This is a genomic window from Serratia sp. MMO-28, assembly GCF_037199905.1.
Taxonomy (GTDB): Bacteria; Pseudomonadota; Gammaproteobacteria; order Enterobacterales; family Enterobacteriaceae; genus Chania; species Chania oryzae.
Genome location: NZ_JBBCVB010000001.1, coordinates 152,328 through 175,323, shown reverse-complemented (window position 1 = coordinate 175,323; position 22,996 = coordinate 152,328). Strand labels below are relative to the sequence as shown.

General features: G+C 53.1%; 18 protein-coding genes. 6 read left to right on the top strand and 12 right to left on the bottom strand.

Going from position 1 to position 22,996, the window contains the following annotated elements; genetic code table 11:
* Positions 1-12 precede the first annotated feature (12 nt).
* Together recA and pncC are read right to left on the bottom strand one after the other, a co-directional pair.
* Positions 13-1,077 carry a recombinase RecA gene (gene recA, locus WG891_RS00750; RefSeq protein WP_076942431.1) on the bottom strand — a complete coding sequence of 355 codons (1,065 nt, stop codon included), beginning with the start codon at positions 1,075-1,077 and terminating at the stop codon, positions 13-15.
* A gap of 112 nt (positions 1,078-1,189) precedes the next feature.
* Positions 1,190-1,678 carry a nicotinamide-nucleotide amidase gene (gene pncC, locus WG891_RS00745; RefSeq protein ID WP_337261217.1) on the bottom strand — a complete coding sequence of 163 codons (489 nt, stop codon included), beginning with the start codon at positions 1,676-1,678 and terminating at the stop codon, positions 1,190-1,192.
* 235 nt (positions 1,679-1,913) lie between these two features.
* On the opposite strand from pncC, the gene WG891_RS00740 reads away from it, so the two are divergent.
* Entirely contained in the window at positions 1,914-3,290 is a 1,377-nt protein-coding gene (locus tag WG891_RS00740) for an MFS transporter (protein ID WP_337261216.1), read from the top strand.
* Positions 3,291-3,364: 74 nt separating this feature from the next.
* Here the strand turns inward: WG891_RS00740 and mltB are convergent, their stop codons facing one another.
* Complete coding sequence (gene mltB, locus WG891_RS00735; protein WP_337261215.1) at positions 3,365-4,444, bottom strand: lytic murein transglycosylase B; 1,080 nt, start codon at positions 4,442-4,444, stop codon at positions 3,365-3,367.
* A gap of 273 nt (positions 4,445-4,717) precedes the next feature.
* Between mltB and WG891_RS00730 the strand changes: the two genes are divergently transcribed.
* Positions 4,718-5,455, top strand: coding sequence for a carbonic anhydrase (locus WG891_RS00730; RefSeq protein WP_337261214.1), 738 nt, complete (start codon positions 4,718-4,720; stop codon positions 5,453-5,455).
* 81 nt (positions 5,456-5,536) lie between these two features.
* On the opposite strand, the gene WG891_RS00725 is transcribed toward WG891_RS00730, so the two are convergent.
* Together WG891_RS00725 and zraS are read right to left on the bottom strand one after the other, a co-directional pair.
* Positions 5,537-6,880 carry a sigma 54-interacting transcriptional regulator gene (locus tag WG891_RS00725; RefSeq protein WP_337261213.1) on the bottom strand — a complete coding sequence of 448 codons (1,344 nt, stop codon included), beginning with the start codon at positions 6,878-6,880 and terminating at the stop codon, positions 5,537-5,539.
* Positions 6,867-8,306 (bottom strand): two-component system sensor histidine kinase ZraS, encoded by a 1,440-nt coding sequence (gene zraS / locus WG891_RS00720; RefSeq protein ID WP_337261212.1) that lies wholly within the window; start codon positions 8,304-8,306, stop codon positions 6,867-6,869. The genes WG891_RS00725 and zraS overlap by 14 nt, the downstream gene beginning before the upstream one ends.
* Positions 8,307-8,641: 335 nt before the next feature.
* Between zraS and WG891_RS00715 the strand changes: the two genes are divergently transcribed.
* From WG891_RS00715 to WG891_RS00705, 3 genes are all read left to right on the top strand, one after another.
* Positions 8,642-9,073 carry a periplasmic heavy metal sensor gene (locus WG891_RS00715; protein ID WP_337261211.1) on the top strand — a complete coding sequence of 144 codons (432 nt, stop codon included), beginning with the start codon at positions 8,642-8,644 and terminating at the stop codon, positions 9,071-9,073.
* A 327-nt stretch (positions 9,074-9,400) separates the two neighbouring features.
* Complete coding sequence (locus WG891_RS00710; RefSeq protein WP_337261210.1) at positions 9,401-9,868, top strand: glycine zipper 2TM domain-containing protein; 468 nt, start codon at positions 9,401-9,403, stop codon at positions 9,866-9,868.
* A 152-nt stretch (positions 9,869-10,020) separates the two neighbouring features.
* Positions 10,021-11,472 (top strand): alpha/beta hydrolase, encoded by a 1,452-nt coding sequence (locus WG891_RS00705; RefSeq protein ID WP_337261209.1) that lies wholly within the window; start codon positions 10,021-10,023, stop codon positions 11,470-11,472.
* A 51-nt stretch (positions 11,473-11,523) separates the two neighbouring features.
* Here WG891_RS00705 and WG891_RS00700 read toward each other — a convergent pair whose 3' ends face one another.
* Complete coding sequence (locus WG891_RS00700) at positions 11,524-12,819, bottom strand: DNA-processing protein DprA (RefSeq protein ID WP_337261208.1); 1,296 nt, start codon at positions 12,817-12,819, stop codon at positions 11,524-11,526.
* Positions 12,816-14,915: a RecQ family ATP-dependent DNA helicase gene (locus tag WG891_RS00695; RefSeq protein ID WP_337261207.1), complete on the bottom strand. Its 2,100-nt coding sequence runs from the start codon at positions 14,913-14,915 to the stop codon at positions 12,816-12,818. The genes WG891_RS00700 and WG891_RS00695 overlap by 4 nt, the downstream gene beginning before the upstream one ends.
* A 675-nt stretch (positions 14,916-15,590) precedes the next feature.
* Between WG891_RS00695 and mutS the strand changes: the two genes are divergently transcribed.
* Positions 15,591-18,146 carry a DNA mismatch repair protein MutS gene (gene mutS, locus WG891_RS00690; protein ID WP_337261206.1) on the top strand — a complete coding sequence of 852 codons (2,556 nt, stop codon included), beginning with the start codon at positions 15,591-15,593 and terminating at the stop codon, positions 18,144-18,146.
* 73 nt (positions 18,147-18,219) lie between these two features.
* On the opposite strand, the gene rpoS is transcribed toward mutS, so the two are convergent.
* The 5 genes from rpoS to truD all read right to left on the bottom strand — a co-directional run bounded on the left by rpoS (position 18,220) and on the right by truD (position 22,995).
* Entirely contained in the window at positions 18,220-19,218 is a 999-nt protein-coding gene (gene rpoS / locus WG891_RS00685; RefSeq protein ID WP_076942442.1) for an RNA polymerase sigma factor RpoS, read from the bottom strand.
* 53 nt (positions 19,219-19,271) lie between these two features.
* On the bottom strand, positions 19,272-20,258 hold the full coding sequence (gene nlpD, locus WG891_RS00680) for a murein hydrolase activator NlpD (RefSeq protein WP_083704434.1): 987 nt from the start codon (positions 20,256-20,258) through the stop codon (positions 19,272-19,274).
* 328 nt (positions 20,259-20,586) lie between these two features.
* Complete coding sequence (locus WG891_RS00675; protein WP_076942444.1) at positions 20,587-21,213, bottom strand: protein-L-isoaspartate(D-aspartate) O-methyltransferase; 627 nt, start codon at positions 21,211-21,213, stop codon at positions 20,587-20,589.
* Positions 21,207-21,968 carry a 5'/3'-nucleotidase SurE gene (gene surE, locus WG891_RS00670; protein ID WP_337261205.1) on the bottom strand — a complete coding sequence of 254 codons (762 nt, stop codon included), beginning with the start codon at positions 21,966-21,968 and terminating at the stop codon, positions 21,207-21,209. Before surE ends, WG891_RS00675 begins: the two co-directional genes overlap by 7 nt.
* Positions 21,949-22,995 carry a tRNA pseudouridine(13) synthase TruD gene (truD, locus tag WG891_RS00665; protein ID WP_337261204.1) on the bottom strand — a complete coding sequence of 349 codons (1,047 nt, stop codon included), beginning with the start codon at positions 22,993-22,995 and terminating at the stop codon, positions 21,949-21,951. The genes surE and truD overlap by 20 nt, the downstream gene beginning before the upstream one ends.
* Between the last annotated feature and the right edge of the window lies 1 nt (position 22,996).

Below are 22,996 nucleotides of genomic sequence, written 5' to 3'. Positions count from 1 at the left end.
TACCAACAAAGATTAAAACTCTTCGCTGGTTTCTGCTTCGTTATCATCTAAGTCTTCGGCAGCGGTGGCAACCAGTTCGCCATTGCTGTGCAGCAACAGATCGCGCAGCTTTTTATCCAACTCGGCGGCAACCGCCGGGTTCTCTTTCAGGAAGTTGCACGCGTTTGATTTGCCCTGGCCGATCTTCTCACCGTTGTAGCTGTACCATGCACCGGCTTTTTCGATCATCTTGTGCTTCACGCCCAAGTCTACCAATTCGCCACGGCTGTTGATGCCTTCACCATACAGAATCTGGAACTCAGCCTGCTTAAAGGGTGCTGCAATCTTGTTTTTCACCACTTTCACACGGGTTTCGCTGCCAATGACTTCATCACCTTCTTTGATCGCACCAATACGGCGGATGTCCAGGCGGACAGATGCGTAGAACTTCAGCGCGTTACCACCGGTCGTGGTTTCCGGGTTACCGAACATCACACCGATTTTCATACGGATCTGGTTGATGAAGATCAGCAACGTGTTGGCGTTTTTCAGGTTACCGGCCAGCTTACGCATTGCCTGGCTCATCATACGTGCCGCGAGGCCCATGTGTGAGTCACCGATTTCACCTTCGATTTCTGCTTTTGGCGTCAAGGCCGCAACGGAGTCAACGATGATCACATCAACTGCACCGGAACGGGTCAGCGCGTCACAAATCTCCAACGCCTGCTCACCGGTATCCGGTTGAGAACACAGCAGGTTGTCGATATCAACGCCGAGCTTCTTGGCATAGATAGGATCCAACGCGTGTTCGGCGTCAATAAACGCACAGGTTTTACCTTCGCGCTGAGCAGAAGCGATAACCTGCAGGGTCAGGGTAGTTTTACCCGAGGATTCAGGGCCATAAATCTCAACAATACGGCCCATTGGCAGACCGCCCGCACCCAAGGCGATATCCAGTGACAGCGAGCCCGTGGAGATCGTTTCTACGTCCATGGAACGGTCTTCACCCAGACGCATGATGGAGCCTTTGCCGAATTGCTTCTCAATCTGGCCCAGTGCCGCAGCTAACGCCTTTTGCTTGTTCTCATCAATAGCCATGTTTGCTCCTTCGTTTTGCAATGCCGGTGTGACCCCACACTGCCACTGAATGTATGTTGTGCAGGAAATGCTGCTAATTATACTGTATGGTCATACAGTATCAAGACTAATTTTATAAAAATTCATCCAGCGCCGTTTGCAACGCAAAAATCGTTGCCTGCAGCCGCACCGCATCACGATCGCCGGTAAAGTGCATTTTACGCGCCAGCACGCGGCCAGAACGCTCGGCAAAACCAAACCAGACGGTACCGACAGGCTTTTCGGCACTGCCGCCATCAGGGCCGGCGATACCACTGACCGCCAGCGCCAGATCGGCCCTGGCGGCCTGCAGTGCGCCCTGTGCCATTTCACACACCACCGCCTCACTCACCGCACCGTGCGCCATCAAGGTCGTTTCCGCCACCCCCAACAGTTCATGCTTTGCCGCATTGCTATAGGTGACAAAACCGCGATCAAAATAGGCTGAACTCCCCGCAATGTCGGTAATGGCTTTGGCAATCCCGCCGCCGGTACAAGACTCTGCACAGGTGATCCACTGGCCACGGGCCAACAGTTTATGCCCAACGGCAATGCTGAGCTGACGCAGTGTACTCTCACTCATGATCACTCCTTTTGTGAATCAAGCTATGTGGGCCCGATAGTAGCATTTATCAAGCATCGCTGACGGCGTCATGGTGGAAATGCGCGGGGTTTCGCAGGTTGATGCCGTTTTAAGCGGCCGTTCAAACTGCTAGTATCGCAGGCAATGCCCAGATTGCTGCACGGCTTTTGCTATGGGGTTACAACACGCTGGCTTGTTCAGACATGAATTTAAACCATGAAAACAGGAAGGCCGAGTGAGAAAAACGTTAGGCGTATTCTTTCCGTTGTACACCACAACCCTACTGATGCTGCTAGGTTCAGGGTTACTCACCACTTACATCTCCCTGCGTCTTACCTCGATCAACATCAGCGGAACCTTGATTGGGGCCATTATCGCCGCCAATTATATTGGCCTGGTGATCGGCGGCAAAGTGGGGCACTTTCTGATCGCCCGTGTCGGCCATATCCGCGCCTATGTTTCCTGTGCCGGGATTATCACCGCAGCGGTACTTGGCCACGGCTTAACGGAGTACATCCCGCTCTGGGTGGTGCTGCGGCTGATTATCGGCCTGTGCATGATGTGTCAGTACATGGTGCTGGAAAGCTGGCTGAACGATCAGTCTGAATCCAATCAGCGCGGCAGAGTATTCGGTTTTTACATGGCGGCTTCATATCTCGGTATGTCGCTGGGACAGGTCGTCCTGATGCTGCAAAGCGATCTCGGCATCACCACACTGTTGCTGATCGCCCTGTGTTTTGCCCTGTGCCTGGTACCGATCGCCCTGACGACCCGCACCAATGCCCGCCATATGTCACCAGCCCCCATGGAACTGCGCTATTTTGTCAGGGCCATTCCCAAAGTGCTGGCCAGCACGCTGGTGATCGGCATGGTCGTAGGTTCTTTCTATGGTTTGGCACCGGTTTACGCCAGCCAGCAGGCCCTGACGACGCAGCAAACCGGCCTGTTTATGGCGATCGCCATCTTTGCCGGGCTGGTGGCACAGTTCCCGCTGAGCTGGCTGTCCGATCGTTACAACCGCACTCTGCTAATGCAAATTAATGCGATCCTGTTGATTATCGCCTCGCTGCCTTTGGCGCTGTTGCCGCATATCGGTTTCCCATTCCTGCTGGCGGTGGGTTTTATCGTCAGTATGCTGCAATTCACGCTGTATCCGCTGGCAGTGGCGCTGGCTAACGATCTGATTGCACCGGAACGCCGCGTCTCGCTGGCAGCCTGTTTACTGATGGCGTTTGGCGTGGGGGCCAGTATCGGCCCGCTGGCCGTCGGCGCACTGATCCAGCCACTGGGGGGGAATATTCTGTATGCGTTTTTTGCACTCTGTGGAGTGCTGATTGTTGCCTGCAGCAGAACGGTGAAGGAAGATAAATCGCAGTTTGTACCGGATGCGCCCGTGCCCCATATTGCCATACCGGACAGCCTGACCAGTTCCCCCCTTTCGCCGGCGTTGAATCCAACGTTTGATGAGCAGATTATTCACGACACCATGCCCGCGCCGGAAGCGGCCCCCGATCAGGTTGCAGAATCACCAGAGATGGAAACCTCGCACCCTACGCAAGGCGCGGATCCTGAAGAAGAGACCGGGTTAAAAAAAGCCTATACCATGCTGTAAACGCCGAGAGATTGAGCCATTGCTGACCCAATCTCTCATCCAACCGGCATCTCCTCGGTGCCGGTTTCTGGCAATCACTGCCCGCGTCGCGCCCTGCCGACCGCTTCACCCAACTGCCAAACCGCCATAGCGTAGTGCACGCTGTGGTTGTAGCGGGTGATCGTGTAGAAATTGGGTAGCCCGTACCAATACTGATAGCGGTTGCCCATATCCAGGCGCAGCAGGCTGGCTTGCTGATAACCTGCCAATGAGCCTTGCGGCGTTAAACCTGCCGCAGCCAGCGAACTGATGGCGTAGTTGGTTTTAAACCCCGTTTCCAGACCGGGTGCCTGGCCATTGGCCGGGATCGCGACGGTGGCTCCCCGGGTCCAGCCATGGGCTTTAAAATAGTTGGCAACGCTGCCGATGGCATCAACCGGATCCCACAGGTTGACGTGGCCATCACCATTAAAATCAACCGCGTAGTTTTTAAATGATGAAGGCATAAACTGGCCGTATCCCATGGCACCGGCGTAAGAACCGCGCAGTGACAATGGATCATCACCTTCCGCGCGAGCCATCAGCAGGAACGTTTCCAATTCACCGCTAAAGAATTCTGCACGGCGCGGATACTCAAACGACAGCGTCGCTAAAGCATCAATGATGCGCGTTTTGCCCATCACCCGGCCCCAGCGGGTTTCTACCCCGATAATGCCAACAATGATCTCTGGCGGCACCCCATAAACCTGCCAGGCACGCTGCAACGCTTCGTCATACTTATTCCAGAACGCCACACCGTTTTGCACATTGTCGGGGGTAAGGAACTTGCTGCGATAACGGATCCAGGCCCCATTCGGGGTTGATGAAGGCTTGCCCGCCGGTGCCTGTTTATCCATCAGGCGCACCACCCAATCCAACCGTTGCGCCTGCGCCAGTACGTCATGCAATTGCTGGCGTTCAAAGCCGTGCTCTTGCGCCATTTTATCGATAAAGCGAGCCGTTGCCGGGTTATCGGCAAAATCTCCGCTCAGCGGATGGATAGCATGTTCTGGCTCAAGCTGAAAACCACTCTGAAGCAGGTTGGCCTGAGGAACAGCTTGTTCTGTGGGGGCAGGCTCACTGCTGCAAGCCGCAAGGAAAGGGAGCAACGGTAAAAGGGTGACCAAGTGGCGCATCGGATATCCATATAGCCGGGCAATTAAGAGTGGTTGCTATGTTAAGACATTGTCCGGTGTGAACAAACAGGAATATGGCACATATTCACTTGCCCGATAACGGCAAAATACCCCAACGAAAAGTGAGGGGGCATATACACTTATAATGCTTACGTCTCTGCAGGTGAGATCGGCCTAACCACAAAATGCCAAGCCGCCGTCCTGACCTGGTTGTATTGGTGTAAATCCATAGCCGCAGTGTTGTACTAGTGAATAACAAAGAGGAATAACGTTATGAGTAAGCTTCCCGCCAAAGAACCCGCGCGCCGGGCTCTATTAAAGCGCACCGCCGCCCTTTCCGTGCTTGCCGTGACCGGTATTGCCGGTTTTACCGCACCTTCCGTTGCTTTTGCTGCGGCAATGACCAAAGAACAGCGCGATAAAATGACGCCGGATGACATCATCGCAAGCTTTAAACAAGGCAACATGAGATTCCGCGAAGGCAAGATGCAGCAACACGACTATGTGGCTCAGAAACAGGCCAGCCAACACGGGCAATTCCCGGCAGCGGTTATTTTAAGCTGCATTGACTCGCGTGCTCCGGCAGAGATCCTGCTGGATGTCGGCATTGGTGAAACCTTTAACGCCCGCGTTGCGGGTAACATCCAGAACGACGATATTCTGGGCAGTATGGAGTTCGCCTGTGCCGTTGCCGGTGCCAAAGTGGTGCTGGTGATGGGGCATACGGCCTGCGGTGCGGTCAAGGGAGCCATTGATAATGCCGAACTGGGCAACCTGACCGGGCTACTCAACAAGATCAAACCTGCTATCGACAAAACCGTGTATTCAGGAGATCGTTCCGGTAAAAATGATGCCTTTGTGGATGCGGTAGCCAAGACCAACGTTGCCATGACGATCGACGATATCCGTAAAAACAGCCCAGTACTGAAAAAACTGGAAGAAGAAGGGAAGATCAAAATCGTCGGCAGTATGTATCACCTGGCTGGCGGTAAAGTAGAGTTTCTCTCCTGATCTTGATGGTTAGATAACATGGGCGCAGCGGCTGAACTCGGCCGCTGTGCCTGATTTTCATCACATTTCCCCTCCAAAAGGTTATTTCTGCAGCTTGGCCAACAACGTTTTGCGGGTAATGCCCAGCTGCTTCGCGGCCTCGGTTTTGTTGCCAGCGGTTTTTTTCAACGCGGCGAGGATCGCATTTTTCTCCACCAGTTCCAGCGGTTGAATAGAGTTTTCCAAACCACTCTCATGCTGTTCATCAGCAAGCGAACTCATGCTCAACGGCAGATCTTTTTCACTGATAAAATCGCCGGTCAGCAGAATAACGCCACGTTCGACGGTATTTTCCAGCTCACGCACGTTGCCAGGCCAGTGATATTTCAGCAGCATATCCATCGCCTGCGGCGTAAAACCTTTGACCGACTTGCGGTTACGTTCGGCAAACTTTTCCAGGAAGTGCATCGCCAATAACGGGATATCTTCGCGGCGTTCACGCAGCGCTGGGCTGTCTACCGTTACCACGTTTAAGCGATAGTAAAGATCCTGGCGGAACCTGCCCGCCTCCACTTCGGCCAGCAGATCCCGATTAGTGGCCGCAATCAACCGCACATCCACAGACAAGGTTTGGTTGCTACCTACGCGCTGAATTTCCCGCTCCTGAATCGCCCGCAGTAATTTCGCCTGCATCAGCGGTGAAACTTCACCAATCTCATCCAGAAACAGCGTGCCTTGATTCGCCTCCATAAAACGCCCTTCGCGGCGCTTGTCGGCGCCGGTAAACGCCCCTTTTTCGTGGCCAAACAGCTCGGACTCCAGCAATGACTCACTCAACGCCGCGCAGTTAATGCTCACCAATGGCCGCTCCTTACGCTGGCTGTTGGCATGTACAGCCCGAGCAATCAACTCTTTGCCCGTGCCCGACTCACCACAGATCAACACCGTCGCTTCCGAAGGCGCGATCATGGCGATCATCTCCATCAGGCGGCGCATCGGCGCACTGCGGCCAATCATGTTACGGTTATCCGCCAACAGCTGTTGCTTGAGGGTTTTATTCTCAGACTTCAGAGAGGTATGCTCCAGCGCCCGTTCGAGGGTAAGCTGTAATATGTCGAAATCCAACGGTTTGGTCAGGTAATCATAAGCCCCCGATTTTATCGCCTCAACCGCCGACTCAACGTTCGAGTAAGCGGTCATAATCAGGATCGGAATCGCCGGATTGTAGGTTTTGATCGCCTTGAGCGCTTCAATGCCATCCATTTCTGCCATGCGGACATCGGTCAGAATCAGGTCAAACGGCACGCTCCTGGCCTGCTCAACCGCCGCCAAACCGTTGTGTGCCAGCGTGACCCGATACCCCCACCCTTTCATCAGGGCCTGCAGAATGGTGCAATGACTCAGATCGTCATCGACCACCAAAATATGCGCGCTAGGCGTCACCATGTTCAGGAGCCTCCGGTTTTTTCTGTCGCACTGGAATCGCCAGCGTAAAACGGGTGCCCGACGGCACATGGCTGGCGACGGAGATGCTACCTTGATGTTCCTCAATCACTTTCTGCACGATGGTCAGCCCCAGGCCAGTCCCCGTGGCTTTGGTGGTGAAGTACGGGTTAAAAATCTTCGCCAGATCGTCTGGATTGATGCCTTTACCGGAATCTGTAACGTTGATGCCTAACCGCTCTTCCCCCACCAGCTCAACGCGGACAGCGAGCGAGCCGTCGGCACCGATCGCCTGAATGGCATTCAGATAGAGATTCAGCAATGCCTGAGTGAGGCGATCCGGATCGATTTCAACCAGCGGCAAGGCGTTATCGCGGCAATAGTGGATAGTGACGTTTTTACTCTCCGCATCCTGGCGAATCAGATGCAGCGAGTGCTCGATCACGTCGTTGATATCCACCTGCTGCAGCCGCAAATCCACCGGGCGCACCAAGGCCAGCAATTCGCTAATCACGCGATTCAGGCGATCAACCTCCTTCGCCATCACCTTAGCCAACGCCTGCTCTTCGCTGCCCTGTGGCGAACGCCCTTCAAAATATTTGGCAAACCCTTTGATCGACGAGAGCGGATTGCGGATTTCATGCGCCAGGCCCGCAGCCAGATCCCCAATAGCCGCCAGTTTTTCTTTCCGGCGGATTTCATCTTGCAGTTGACGGCGGGAGCGCCGGTAGCGCCGCGCCCAGAACAATGCCAGCAGGCTGGTCAAAGCGAGCAACAGCAGAATGAACAGTAAGATTGACGTGTTACGGATTTCTTTCGCCTGAGCGGCGTCCAGCGCCAAGGTGTCGAAAGCCACAAAGATGAGGGTTTGTTCTTCGTCCTGGTTATCGAGCGCTGGCGTCTCTGCCGCGCGATGCATATTCATCATATGGCCGCCGTGGCCATTCCCACGTTTCAATGGCTTAAAAAAACGATAAGCTTCAAAGGCATTATGGCGGTTATGTTGTTGATCAACAAAAGAAGTCATATGCCACTGCTCTGCGCCCGTTGCTTGCAACGCCTCTATCTGTTGTGCGGTATACAACTGGCTGCCAACCCGCATCGGATCGCTATGAGCCAGGATCTTGCCTGAACGATCGGTTATCGCGAGATACAGCACCCCCGGTTGGTAAGCCATCTCCTCCAGCAGGATCTGGCGCTGATCCTGACGCCAGCGCATGCCCATACTGGTACGGGCACCGGATTCAAACGAACGGATCAGCACCGCACTTTTGTCACGCAGGCTCTGGATCTCAACCTCTCGCCCGCTCTGCAAATCCTTTATCGCCAGCGTGATGATGATACCGATCAACAGCAGCACCGGGCCAATAACGAGCCAGGCGAGTAACACCGAAGATAAGCCCGGTTTTTCTTTAAGTTCCGTCGTCATTAGCATCCTCTTCACTCTGGCTTGCGCTAGCGTGCGGGTAATTATTACTCACACTATCAGTCCTGCGAGTAAAAATAACCCACTTTTTGTCGGGGTCTCGGCAAGCCCGTAGCCCCACTCTGCCTGTATCATTTTTTATTCCTGCCGCTGCATTAGCCCTATTCAAAGCCTGTACTCCCTTCCTGACGCGCCTTGGCGGATTAAACGGCCATCAATAACGATCGTTGATTCATTCAATTACCGTGCCAATCTGATCATGGCACGCCTGTTGCACTAACAGGTTGGAACACCTGGCGATATTTCATCTATTGGTATCAGACATAAGGAAATTAATCATGACGCTGAACAAAGCTACCATTGCAGCCATCTTCTCCCTTGCCGCACTGGCGGGTTTCAGTCATCTTGCCATGGCGCAAAACGGTATGAATGGGCGGGGTATGGGCTATCAGCAAGGCTATATGAGCAGCCTGACACCAGAACAGCAGGCAACCAGTCAGAAGGCTTTCGCGGCATTCCAACTTAAAACGGCCGATTTGCGGCAGCAGATGATGTCGAAGCAATACGAGTACCAGGCGTTGTTAACCAGCAAACCACTTGATGAGCAAAAGGCTCTGGCGATAAGCAAAGAGATTTCCGCGTTACGTGACAATCTCTACCAACAGCGCGTTGAACTGGACATGCAGTTGGCAAAAGCGGGCGTACCGGCCATGGGGCACCGCATGGGAATGGGGGGAGCAGGCATGCATGGTGGCCGTGGATGCCGTTAAGCGTCGGCCTGCTGGCAAGCAGCCTGATTTGATGGCAACTTCTTACTTTTATTGCCTTTAAAACGCTGCGGAGAGAACGTCCACTGCGGTTCTCTCCTTGCACACCTCCCCCGGTCTCTTTCTGGGCGTAAGCCATTAGAAACTCAACGCTTTGATTTAAATGTAAAATAGCAAAATGCACCGCTTATCTGAGACATCAGCTGGGCTTTCCGCCATAATTTTTCTCATCGCTACCTGAATAAAATCAAGTTCATGCCATACTTCAAACTACGAGACTGTTGGTTTCGTCGCTGATTTACACTCACTAGACACATTTTTGGGGTTTATATGACTAAAACAATCATTGCTATTACTGTTATGGTCGCAGCCCTTAGTGGTTGTGCCGCTAATAACACCTCCTCCGGCGATACTTTTACTGCCGCGCAGGCCAGACAGGTCCAGACTGTCACCTACGGAACCTTGGTGTCAGTGCGACCGGTAACTATTCAGGGTGGTGATGGTAATAATGTCGCGGGTGCCGTTGGTGGGGCCGTGGTAGGCGGTTTATTGGGCAATACCGTTGGCGGTGGCCGTGGACGGAATCTGGCAACGGGCGCGGGAGCCGTTGGTGGAGCCGTAGTCGGCCAGAACGTACAGAGCGCAATGAATCGCAGCAACGGTGTAGAGCTTGAAGTTCGTCGTGACGACGGTACGAATATCATTGTGGTTCAGGCACAGGGAAGCTCGCAGTTCCATCCGGGACAACGCGTTGCTATTGCCACCAACGGCCGCACCGTCACCGTATCACCGCGCTAAGCGTTGTTTAAAACGTTATCCCTTTGTTTAGGCCGTTCATTGCAGAATGGCTTATCAAAGAGATAGCGTATACTAAAAAAATTAATACACTTTTCGGGATGATAGCGAGTTTTCCGGCTCGGTTATTACAATAAAAAACGGAGTTAAGGTCTATGTTTATCAAATGGGTTAAACGTCTTGTACTGATGGTATTGCTTTTAACCATCGGCGCACTGATTGGGCGTATTTATTACACTCAACAAGGTCCGGCACTGCAGCTTTGGCATACTTTTGTCCCTCATGAAATGCGTGCCGATGCGATCGATAAAGCCAGTTGGGCTGACTATTTGAAAGCAGAAAATGCGATTTTCGAAGAAGTTCGGCTGAACGTTACCGATAAGCTAGACAGCAGCGCCCAAACGCCGTTGAACCGCTACTATGCCGGAAGCCCTATCTATCCCGAAAAATTCCCCACCGATTGGAATCGTTCATACGTGATGATGCCAGAAGGCAAACCGAAAGGTGCCGTGGTATTGTTACATGGATTGACCGATACCCCTTACAGCCTGAGGCACATTGCAGATAATTATCGCCAACAAGGCTATGTTGCAGTCGGTATTCGCTTGCCCGCACACGGAACCGTTCCGGGCGCATTGACCAGTGTTGAATGGCAGGATTGGCTGGCCGCAACCCGCCTGGCGGTGCGTGAAGCCAAAAGCCTCGCTGGCAATGACGTGCCTTTGCACATCGTCGGTTTCTCAAACGGTGGCGCATTGGCGATGAAGTACACGCTGGATACGCTGGATGATGCCACATTGGCAAAACCTCAGCGCGTGGTGCTGATTTCCCCAATGATTGGCGTGACCAGCTTTGCCCGTTTTGCCGGCATTGCCGGCTGGCCTGCCATCTTCCCGGCGTTTGCCAAGGCGGCCTGGTTGGGCATCGTACCCGAGTTCAACCCGTTCAAATACAACTCATTCCCGGTTAACGCGGCACGCCAGTCTTTCCAGTTGACGCAGGAATTGCAAAAGCAGATCGCGAGTGATTCACGTAACAATAAGATGACGGAGTTACCGCCGATTCTGACCTTCCAGTCAGTGATGGATTCAACGGTCAGCACCCGGGCGGTGATTACGGCGCTGTATAATCATCTGCCTGCTAACGGCAGTGAAGTCGTGCTGTTCGATTTAAATCAGGCGGTTGCGTTTGGGCCATTGCTCAGAACGTCTTCCTATACCGCGCTGCCTAGGTTGTTACCAGCACCGCCGCGTAACTACAAAGCGACCATCGTCACTAACGTGACACCGGAAACCACCGATACCGAGGCGCGTACCACCGCAGCCGGGCAAACCGCAGAAACCACCGAAAAGCTGGGGATCACCTACTTGCCGGATATCTTCTCACTGTCGCACGTTGCGTTACCCTTCCCGTTGAGCGATTCACTGTACGGGCGTTATCCTGATCCGCGTAATCAGTACGGTATCAGCCTGGGAACCTTCGCCGCACGCGGTGAACGGGCCGTGCTGGTGGTGGGGCTGGATTCGCTGATGCGTTTATCTTCAAACCCGTTCTTCCCGTACATGCTCAAACGCATTGATGACAATATCGGGATACAGCCGAAATAAAGCAGGCCTTGTCATGGCTGGTGCGTAAACACCACCAGCCATGATTGTTTATTATCGTTTGCTGTTTATTACCTGATAACGCACAGGATGGTTCAACCTCTCTATCACATTGTCTTCAATGGCACGGTTTAACCAACTGCTAAGCTGAGACTTATGAAGGGATGTACTCCGCAATAATTCATCCAGAGTGACGGGCATTGCCGCCAATCGGCGAAGTTCACTGACAAATATTGGGTAGAAATCGACAGGTTCGACGGATGCTCCAACCTTATTAGCCGGCTTACTTTCGGCCAACGTTTGTGATGCGCCAGGCTCCCATATTGCTTCCGGCTCCCTCAGCGCAAAATCGAACAAAGCGGGTTGAGCCTCCGAAGAGAACAAATCAGCCTGTTCTGCTTTATCTCGGTATGATCCAACGTTATCTGTCAGCAACAAATCAGAGACTTTAAAAACCTCTATGTTCGCATCACACCAACGGCCCCCCTTGCCGACCAACTCACTGTTTGCTGCACTTTTATCTTCCGTAGGCTTGACCCATAGCGGCACCCAGCCTTTCTTGAGGTTTTCTTGCGCACCGTTGAGAGTGCCGCCTTTTTGCCCCGCGTGGATCACCAGAGAACAGTCGGCCAGGCAATAGATATATTTGTTTCTTGCCATAGCGTTACCAGCGCTGAATCCGGCTTCTGGATAAAAAGGTGAAACCAGAACCACATTCCCTTCCATCAACCCATGACGCCATTTGGCACTGGTCGCCGTTTTCAGCAGACTATCAGCCATCACGCCAACGACCGTTCCACCATTGTGCATAGCTCCCAACATAGCAGCCTCATCCACGCCGCGGGCTCCGCCAGAGACGATAGCAGCGCCCTCCGTTGCTGCTTTAAAGCCCACCTGTTCGGCATAAGACAAATCGCTGATATTGGCGTTACGCGAGCCAACCACGGCCACCCCCCCAGCATTCAGTAACGCCTGGTTGCCACAACCAAACAGCACAGGAGGTGAATCTGTTTTCAGACGCTGTTTGAGTCTCCTGGGATATTCGGGGTCAGAACGGGTCACTACCCAAAGCCCTGCACGTTGCCACTTTTCAACAGCCAAGGCCAAGCTATGACCACGATTCAATAACTGTACAATGCGTTCAATGCTGATACGTGGGTCATGCCAGCCACTCAAAAGAGAATGTGGTTCAGATACCAATAAATCCGCGGGCATCCTGGACTTTTCCTTCAGCCATAAAGCAAAACGCCCCCATTCCGCATTGGTTAAAGGTTTAACATCTTCACTGTTTGCTTTCGTAAACAAGCTGGTTAACAGCAGTGTGGCTTGCGCGGTTAGCGATAAATTCATGAGTCTTTTACCGAAGAGGAAGCGAGTGCAACAGGGTAAACCAGGCCGCTACCGGCTTGTTGCAACAGAGCCGCGATGACTGCCAATGTCCATCCGGAATCTACAATATCATCAACAAGTAACATAGGTGTATTGGGTATCGGTTGGTGGATAGAAAATGCGCCATCCAGATTACGACATTGATGAAAGCGGTTTTGCTGGGATTTTTGCGGCTGATTGTTCTTTACTTTGCCCACGGCATCAATGAAAGGCAATCCTAGCCGAACGGCCAACCGGTAAGCAAAGTCTGTCACTAATTCAGGGTGATTGCGCGAAGGTACACAACATACCCATTGCGGGGCGGGGTTTGGTAACCAGCGCTGCTGGATCATCTCTACCAACGATTCGACCAGTTCATCACCGAAACGGCCGGCATACTTATGTTCAACAACAATACGTCCCCACCCCGCATCTCCCCAGCGTGATAATACTCGGCCCTCCTGAGCCCGCAGATTCTGGGGCAGGTTAGCCCTGAAACCGTACTCCACGAAGGCATTGGCCGCCACTTGCGCTTTCGGCTGTATAACCATTTCCGCACGCTTGAGAAAGGCGGCTGCCTGATGGGCAAGTTCTGGATCGACTCGCTGGTTCACTACAGGCTGGCCAACACAAGAGGCACACTTACCACAAGGGGCTGGATCGTTATCATCCAACGCACGGCGTAAGAAAGTCATTTTGCAGCTTGTATCCGTAAGATAGGCTTCTACTTCAGCCCATTCTTGCTCACGCTGATGGGTAAGGTGCGCAATACGGGCATGATCAATCTCATAATGTACAGGCGTTCTGCGCCACTGATTATCAACTTTAATCACGGGGCCCGGGCTTTCCACACTGAGTAGCTTCAACACTTTTTCTATTTGCCCATAACGCAGGTTAGTTTGCTCTTCAATGGCTCTCATTGACAGGCCATCACTCCTCGTTAATACCTGTAAAATCTCATACACCTGCGTTTCAGAAGGGAATGCCGAGCCCCTGAAGAATTCGTGGATATTTTGATCCTCCCTCCCAGACATCAGCACGCCAACTGCATGGGCTATACCACGCCCGGCACGCCCAACCTGTTGGTAATAAGCAACTATCGAGCCCGGTGCCTGGTAGTGAATCACAAAGCTGAGATCGGGCTTGTCGTACCCCATCCCCAAAGCGCTGGTTGCCACCAGGACCTTGAGCTGATTGGTTAGCAACAAGGTTTCCAGATGCTGGCGATAGACATTGCTGCTTTCAAACCCTGCGGCCTGAATACTGCCATGATAGGCTTTGGCATCAATTCCCTTGGCGTTCAGCCAATCAGCTACCTGCTCTGCATCACGCACCGTGAGTGTGTAGACAATACCGGTACCTGGCAAGTTTGGGATCACCTGAGCCAGCCACGCCAAACGGGAAGCCTGATCGGGTAGAATAAGCGTTTGCAGCGCCAGGCTTTCTCTGGTTAACGAACCTCTCTGGATTTGGAGATTACCCAACTGAGCCTGAATATCGGCGATCACGCGGTTATTAGCCGTTGCCGTAGTACCTAGCACCGGAGTATTGGCAGGCAACTGACGCAAAATGTTCACGATACGTCGATAGTCAGGGCGGAAATCATGGCCCCAGTCAGAGATACAGTGTGCTTCGTCGATAACCATCAGGGCAATGCGATCGGCAATGGGCTGCAATACTGTTTCAATAAAATGGTCATTAGCCAAGCGCTCAGGTGAAATCAACAAGCAATCAATTTGGCTATTCAGAACTCGCCGAGTGACCGCTTCCCAATCCGTTGTGTTGGTAGAGTTCATGGTCTCTGCAACAATGCCCAAGCGGCGGGCAGATTCAATCTGGTTACGCATCAAAGCCAGCAAGGGAGAAACGATGATGGTTGGCCCCATACCACGGTCGCGAAAGACTCTGGTACTGATAAAATAAACGGAACTTTTCCCCCAGCCGGTTCGCTGCACGACCAACAATTTTTGTCGTTGGTTTACCAAGGTATCAATCGCCTCCCATTGGCCATCGCGGAACTGAGCTGTAGGCTCGGCCAGAGCGGTTTGTAAAAGCTTCTGGGCTTGCTCTCTGTTCATCTCCTCCTCCTTGGTTTACACGACTTTCGTATGGATAAAAGCCAGTTGCAGGCTTGAACGAGCTTATAGCGTAAAGGTTTTGCTACACCAGGAAAGTTTAACACCGCAGTATTTTATAGTGAGCCACTAAGCAAATCACGATACCATCGTAACCGCTGTTCACCATTCAATGCGCGCGGTATCGCAACGTTACGGTGGCTGGTGCCTGTGGCTTCCGGTTCGTGTCTAACCGTCTTTGCTCCCCTTCCTACAGCGTAATGGCCCCTTAATTTCTGCGCAGCTTGAGCTCTTGCAACCTTACTCCAACCGTTACAAACGAAGTTTGCGAGACGTTTCCAGTTTTTACCTGTGACAGTTTATTGAGCGCTGGGCTAGTATAACGCTGGAAAGAGGCATCAATCCCCATACAGGCTTTGGCTCATACCGATAGCAGTTCGGTTTTTTTATCCGCAGGCGTCATCATCTTGATGCCTTTGGGATCACAAAGGTTTGCCAGCCGGTTTGCCCGTCATATATGCTCCGCTTTATGACCAACTGATTGATTTAATTATGCTGACTCCTATTTTCAGCTCCACACGTGAGATGCAGTGTTTTTTCATGAGACAACGTGATACCCAATGATGACAATCAAATCACAATCAATTTTAAATTCAATGGATTGGAAACGGTAACCTTATGACGAGCACCGAAAGTTTCGATTCACACACCCCAATGATGCAGCAGTATCTTCGCCTGAAGGCACAGCATCCAGAGATCCTGCTGTTCTACCGGATGGGTGACTTCTATGAACTGTTTTATGACGATGCTAAGCGCGCATCCCAGTTGCTGGATATCTCACTCACCAAACGTGGCGCATCAGCAGGTGAGCCTATTCCAATGGCGGGCGTTCCTCACCACGCGGTGGAAAACTATCTCGCCAAACTGATACAACTGGGTGAATCAGCAGCGATTTGCGAACAGATTGGCGACCCAGCCACCAGTAAAGGCCCGGTGGAACGTAAAGTCGTCCGCATTGTCACCCCGGGCACCATCACCGATGAAGCCTTGCTGCAGGAAAGGCAGGACAACCTGCTGGCTGCCATCTGGCAAGATGCTCGCGGTTTTGGTTACGCTACTCTGGATATCAGCTCTGGCCGCTTCCGCGTTGCCGAGCCAGAAGATCTCGAAACCATGGCAGCCGAACTGCAGCGCACCAACCCGGCAGAGCTTCTCTATCCAGAAAGTTTCGAGCAGATGGCGCTGATCGAACAGCGCCACGGCCTGCGCCGCCGCCCGCTGTGGGAGTTTGAGCTGGAAACCGCCCGCCAGCAGCTGAACTTGCAATTCGGTACCCGCGATCTCACCGGTTTTGGCGTTGAAAAGGCACATCTGGCCCTGCGGGCTGCAGGTTGCCTGCTGCAATATGTCAAAGACACCCAGCGTACCTCGCTGCCGCATATCCGCGGGATCACCATGGAACGCCAGCAGGACGGTATCATCATGGATGCGGCCACCCGTCGCAATCTGGAGATCACGCAAAGCCTGTCCGGTGGCAGCGAAAACACGCTGGCAGCGATCCTTGATCGTACTGTCACACCGATGGGCAGCCGGATGCTGAAACGTTGGTTGCACATGCCGACCCGCGACGTCAACGTGCTGAATAACCGCCAGCAGGCTATCGCTTCATTGCAGGAGTTGAGTAACGATCTGCAGCAGCCACTACGCCAGGTCGGCGATCTGGAGCGTATTTTGGCACGCTTGGCTCTGCGTACCGCTCGCCCTCGCGATCTGGCACGTATGCGCCACGCTTTCCAACAATTGCCGGAGATCCGTGCATTGCTGGAAAACACCGTAACGCCGCACGTGCAGAAACTGCTGTCGCAGGTCGGGCAATTTGATGAATTACAGGCATTGCTGGAACGCGCCGTCGTTGAAACACCGCCGGTGCTGGTACGCGACGGCGGCGTCATCGCCCCCGGTTATAACGAAGAACTGGATGAATGGCGAGCGATGGCCGACGGCGCGAGTGACTATCTGGATCGCCTTGAGATCCGTGAGCGTGAAAAACTCGGTTTGGATACGCTGAAAGTGGGCTTCAACGGTGTGCATGGTTACTACATTCAGGTCAGCCGTGGGCAAAGCCACCTGGTGCCGATCCATTATGTACGCCGCCAAACGCTGAAAAATGCCGAACGCTATATCATTCCTGAACTGAAAGAGTACGAAGATAAGGTGCTAACCTCGAAAGGGAAAGCGCTGGCGATCGAAAAAGGGCTGTATGACGAATTGTTCGATCTGCTGTTGCCACATCTTGAAGAACTACAACAAAGCGCCGGAGCCTTGGCGGAGCTGGATGTGTTGGCCAACCTGGCTGAACGGGCTGAAACGCTGAACTACGCCTGCCCAACCATAAGTGAACAAGCGGGTATTCGCATCACCGAAGGCCGTCACCCGGTCGTGGAGCAGGTGCTGAGTGAACCTTTCATCGCCAACCCGGTTTCACTGTCGCCACAGCGGCGTATGCTGATCATTACTGGCCCCAATATGGGGGGTAAAAGTACCTATATGCGCCAAACGGCGCTGATTGTGTTGATGGCGCATATTGGTAGCTTCGTTCCCGCCGCAAAAGCCACCATTGGCCCGGTGGATCGCATCTTTACCCGCGTGGGTGCCGCAGACGATCTGGCTTCCGGCCGTTCTACCTTTATGGTGGAAATGACCGAAACCGCCAATATTCTGCATAACGCTACAGAAAACAGCTTGGTGTTGATGGATGAGATTGGCCGAGGCACCTCGACTTATGATGGATTGTCTCTTGCCTGGGCCTGTGCCGAAAATCTGGCTAACCGAATCAAGGCCATGACATTGTTCGCCACACATTACTTCGAACTCACCACCCTGCCAGAGAAAATGGCGGGCGTGGTCAACGTGCATCTGGATGCGCTGGAACACGGCGATACTATCGCCTTCATGCACAGCGTGCAGGATGGCGCAGCCAGTAAGAGTTACGGGCTGGCGGTTGCCGCACTGGCCGGGGTACCGCGTGATGTGATCAAACAAGCTCGCCAAAAGTTACGTGAGTTGGAAAGCCTCTCGAGCCAAACCGCTGCCGGTACGGTGGATGCAACCCAGATGACGTTGCTCAATGAAGAGGTTTCGCCCGCCGTAGAAGCCTTAGAGACACTGGATCCAGACTCCCTGTCACCACGCCAGGCGTTGGAATGGATCTACCGGCTAAAAAGCCTGGTTTGAACCCGCTGATATTACAGGCATAAAAAAACGGTGAGCACAGTGCTCACCGTTTTCATTCAAAAATCAAACACGCTTATTCGCGGAACAGAGCTTCAATGCTCAGGCCTTGCGTTTGCAGAATTTCACGCAGACGGCGCAAGCCTTCAACCTGAATTTGGCGAACACGTTCACGTGTCAAACCAATCTCACGGCCCACGTCTTCCAGCGTTGCCGCTTCATAGCCCAGCAGACCAAAACGGCGAGCCAACACTTCACGCTGCTTGGCGTTCAACTCGAACAGCCATTTAACGATGCTCTGTTTCATATCATCGTCTTGCGTGGTGTCTTCCGGCCCGTTGTCTTTCTCATCAGCCAGAATATCCAACAGCGCTTTCTCAGAATCACCGCCCAACGGCGTATCAACAGAAGTGATACGTTCGTTCAGGCGCAGCATCCGGCTGACATCATCAACCGGTTTGTCGAGTTGCTCCGCAATCTCTTCAGCGCTTGGTTCGTGATCCAGTTTGTGAGAAAGCTCACGCGCGGTACGCAAATAAACATTCAGTTCTTTAACAATATGGATCGGCAAACGGATAGTACGGGTTTGATTCATAATCGCCCGTTCGATCGTCTGGCGGATCCACCAGGTCGCATAAGTAGAGAAGCGGAAACCGCGTTCTGGATCAAATTTTTCGACCGCACGGATCAGACCAAGGTTACCCTCTTCGATCAGATCGAGCAGCGCCAGGCCGCGATTGCTGTAACGGCGGGCAATTTTCACCACCAGCCGCAGGTTGCTCTCTATCATGCGGCGGCGAGACGATACGTCTCCGCGCAATGCACGCCGCGCAAAATAAACCTCTTCCTCTGCAGTCAGCAGAGGGGAATAACCGATTTCGCCCAGGTAGAGCTGCGTCGCATCCAATACGCGTTGGGTAACACCTTGAGACAAGAGCTCGTCTTCTGCCAAATCATTCTCACTGGCCTCTTCCTCTACCAGTGCTTTTTCGTCGAATGACTCAACCTCCGTGGCATTCTCATCGAAATCTGCATCATCATGTAACTCGTTAACTTTCAGCGTATTTTGGCTCATAAGCGGCTCCTACCCGTGATACCGCGAGCAGAATACAACGCATTCTGCCCAATCTATCGCTGCGGAAGATAACGCAGCGGGTTTACGGATTTCCCCTTGTAACGAATTTCAAAATGCAAACGTACTGAACTGGTTCCGGTGCTTCCCATCGTTGCTATTTTTTGCCCCGCCTTGACCTCTTGTTGTTCCCGGACCAGCATTGTGTCGTTATGGGCGTAGGCGCTCAGGTAATCATCATTGTGTTTGATGATGATTAGATTACCGTAACCCCGTAAAGCGTTGCCTGCATAAACTACCCGACCATCGGCGGTAGCAAAGATAGGCTGCCCACGGGTGCCAGCGATATCGATACCTTTATTCCCACCTTCCGATGAAGAGAAGCTATCAATAACCTTACCGTCAGTTGGCCATCTCCAGCTACTCACTGGAGCGCTATTATTGACGGTACTGCTCACCGAAGGTGTCGCAGTTGGCGCGGTAACAGGAGCGCTGGCGGAACCTGCCACGACCGCTCCTGACGCAGGTAACATCTTACCTACATTCTGTTTACCCGAGTTACCAGAATACGCGTTAGTTGATTGAGAATCAACCGTTGCAGTTTGTATCTGAGAGCTGGATGGTGGCTTCGGTATACCGCCTTTCGTCGCGTCGGTCGCCGCCAGCATTCCGCCGCTGCCATTGGCAGAACCATTGCCAAGTTGGATAGTTTGGCCCACTTCCAGATTGTATGGTTGAGGGATATTATTACGCTGCGCCAGGTCACGGAAATCGTTCCCAGTGATCCAGGCAATATAGAACAACGTGTCGCCGCGCTTAACGGTATAAGAGCTACCGCTATAGCTTCCTTTAGGTATGGCATTGTAACTACGGTTGTAAACAATGCGCCCCTTAGAAGACGAGGTACTACCCGCATTACCTGATACAGCAGCGCCATCATCACCTACGCTGCTGATAGGTGCCGAGGTGGAATTATTATTCGAACAACCTGCCAACCACAAACTTAACATCGTACACACCGCAACTCGGCGCAAAGTAATCATTGGGCTTCCCGTGCTCATGCTTCCCCCATGACAGCAATATCAGTGATATATCCAAAAAAATATCCTTTACATCGTAGCTGAGCTTGAGCGTTTTCTCAGCGTCCACAACGAAAGGTTCCCTCGGCCGATCCCTGAACACCAGACGATCTTTCGCCGGGGAGGCAAAAAAGCAGCACCGCCAATGCTCAGCGCATTGGCACTGCCACCGCATAAGACAACAACACAGAAAAACAATTGTATTGAAAATTAATATTATCGAAACGCTAAAACCTTAACCGGACATTATGAAAGTGCAACAGATTTCTTACTGGGCGACAAACTCTTCGCGCTAAGCCAGTTCACCTTTCACCAGTGGAACAAACCTCACGGCCTCTACGGCATCGATAGAAAACTCATTGCCATAACGCTGAATACGTTTCAGCGTTTGCGCCTGCTCCCCCACCGGTAATACCAGAATGCCGCCGTCGTCCAGTTGCTGCATCAGCGCCTGCGGAATTTCCGGCGGCGCCGCGGTCACAATGATCGCATCAAACGGCCCGCGTGATGCCCAACCCTGCCAACCATCGCCATGGCGCGTTGAAACGTTGTGAAGATCGAGCTGTTTCAGGCGGCGTTTTGCCTGCCACTGCAGCCCTTTGATGCGCTCAACAGAACAAACATGCTGCACCAGATGGGCCAGGATCGCAGTCTGGTAGCCGGACCCCGTACCAATCTCCAGCACTCTGGAGGTTTGTGTCAGGTTCAACAGCTCCGTCATACGCGCTACCATATAAGGCTGGGAAATCGTCTGGCCCGAGCCAATAGGCAATGCGGTATTTTCATAAGCCTTGTGTTCCAGCGCCTCATCAACAAAACGCTCACGCGGCACATCTTCGATTGCCTTGAGCAATCGTTCGTCCCTGATCCCTTGCTGGCGCAACTGCGTCAGCAATGTCTGTATGCGTTTGTTCACCATTCCCCGCTAACCTCAACTTTGGTTAACCATGTTGTTAACACATTCACTGCACCATAGGCGGTCAAATCCACCTGCAAAGGCGTGACGGCAACATACCCTTGCTCCACCGCAGCAAAATCAGTGTCTGGGCCGGCGTCGAATTTATCCCCCGGCGGCCCAATCCAATACAGATTCTGCCCACGCGGATCCTGCTGGCAAAAGACTTTATCTGCCGGATGTCGGCTACCACAGCGGGTCACACGTATCCCTTTGATCTCCGAAAGCGGTAAATCGGGCACGTTGATATTGAGGATTTTGCCGGTACGCAGCGGTTCACGCTGCAAAGCGCGCAATAGGGAACAGGCGATCACCGCCGCCGTATCATAATGCTGGTGGCCATTCAGCGACACCGCAAGCGCCGGCAGGCCCAGATGGCGGCCTTCCATAGCGGCAGCAACCGTGCCGGAATAAATAACGTCATCCCCCAGATTCGGCCCGGCGTTGATGCCAGACACCACCACATCGGGTGCTGGGCGCATCAACGCATTAACCCCCAGGTAGACGCAGTCCGTCGGTGTCCCATGTTGCACCGCAATATCGCCATTTGGCATGGTCAGCGTGCGTAATGGCGATTCCAGCGTCAGCGCATTGGAAGAACCGCTGCGGTTGCGATCGGGTGCCACCACCTGCACCTCGGCAAATTCACGCAGCCGCTTGGCCAACGCCTGAATACCCGGTGCTGAAACACCGTCATCATTACTCAGTAATATCCGCATCACTGTTATCCTGCTGCATGATTTCGCGAACGACGCTGGTAGCAAAACTGCCGGCAGGCAACCAAAAGCGTAATTCAACGGTGACATCATCCCACCAGTTCCACAGCAGTTTCTGTGGCTGCAACAGCAGGGCCCGCCGAGCGGGTTCAACACGCTCGCGCTTTAAAAGCGTAAGCAATTCCTGCTGTTCCGCTAAGCACTGTTGTTCAAATTTCAGTGCTTCTCCAACGGTACCAGGTTCACCATCGCCCGGCAGGGGGGCAGTAATCAGCAATTCACCGGCATCCAGGCGCTGCTGCAGGCCAATCAGCTCTTCGGGTTTGGCCACAAACCAACTGCCACGCCCGGCAAGCTGCAACGCATCACCTTCCAGCACGGTACGCTGTTGCTGGTTGGCCAAACGCTGGCTGGTAACCAGGTTGAACAGGGCACTACGACTGGCGGAGAGGTAGAAACTGCGCTTACTGCGCTCTTTGACCCAAATCTCGTCCTTGGCCCAGCGACGAGCCATGATCAGGTTATTACCGCCGCGCCCAAAGCGCTGGCTGCCAAAGTAGTTCGGCACGCCACCCGCGGCAATGGCCTGCAAACGCTGCTCCACGTCTTGACGATCGCTGATCTGGCGCAACACCAGGGTAAAGTCGTTGCCTTTCAAAGTACCGATACGCAGCTTGCGCAGATGGCGCACGGCTTGCAACACTTCACAGCCTTCGAGCGCAAACTGAGTGAAATCAGGGGATTCTTTGCCTGGCAGATGCAGGCAGAACCATTGCTCGGTCACCGCGTGGCGATCTTTCAAACCGGCATAGCTGACCGAACGGGCGTGGATACCGGAAAACTTCGCCAGATAGTCGGCCACAAATTGGGTGTTGCAGCCGTTTTTGCGAATGTTCACCAACAGGTGTTCACCTTCACCATCCGGCGTAAAACCCAGGTCTTCCACCACGACAAAATCTTCCGGGTTGGCTTTCAGCACCCCATGGGCCTGAGGCTGGCCGTACAGCCAGGTCAGATTTGCCATATCCATC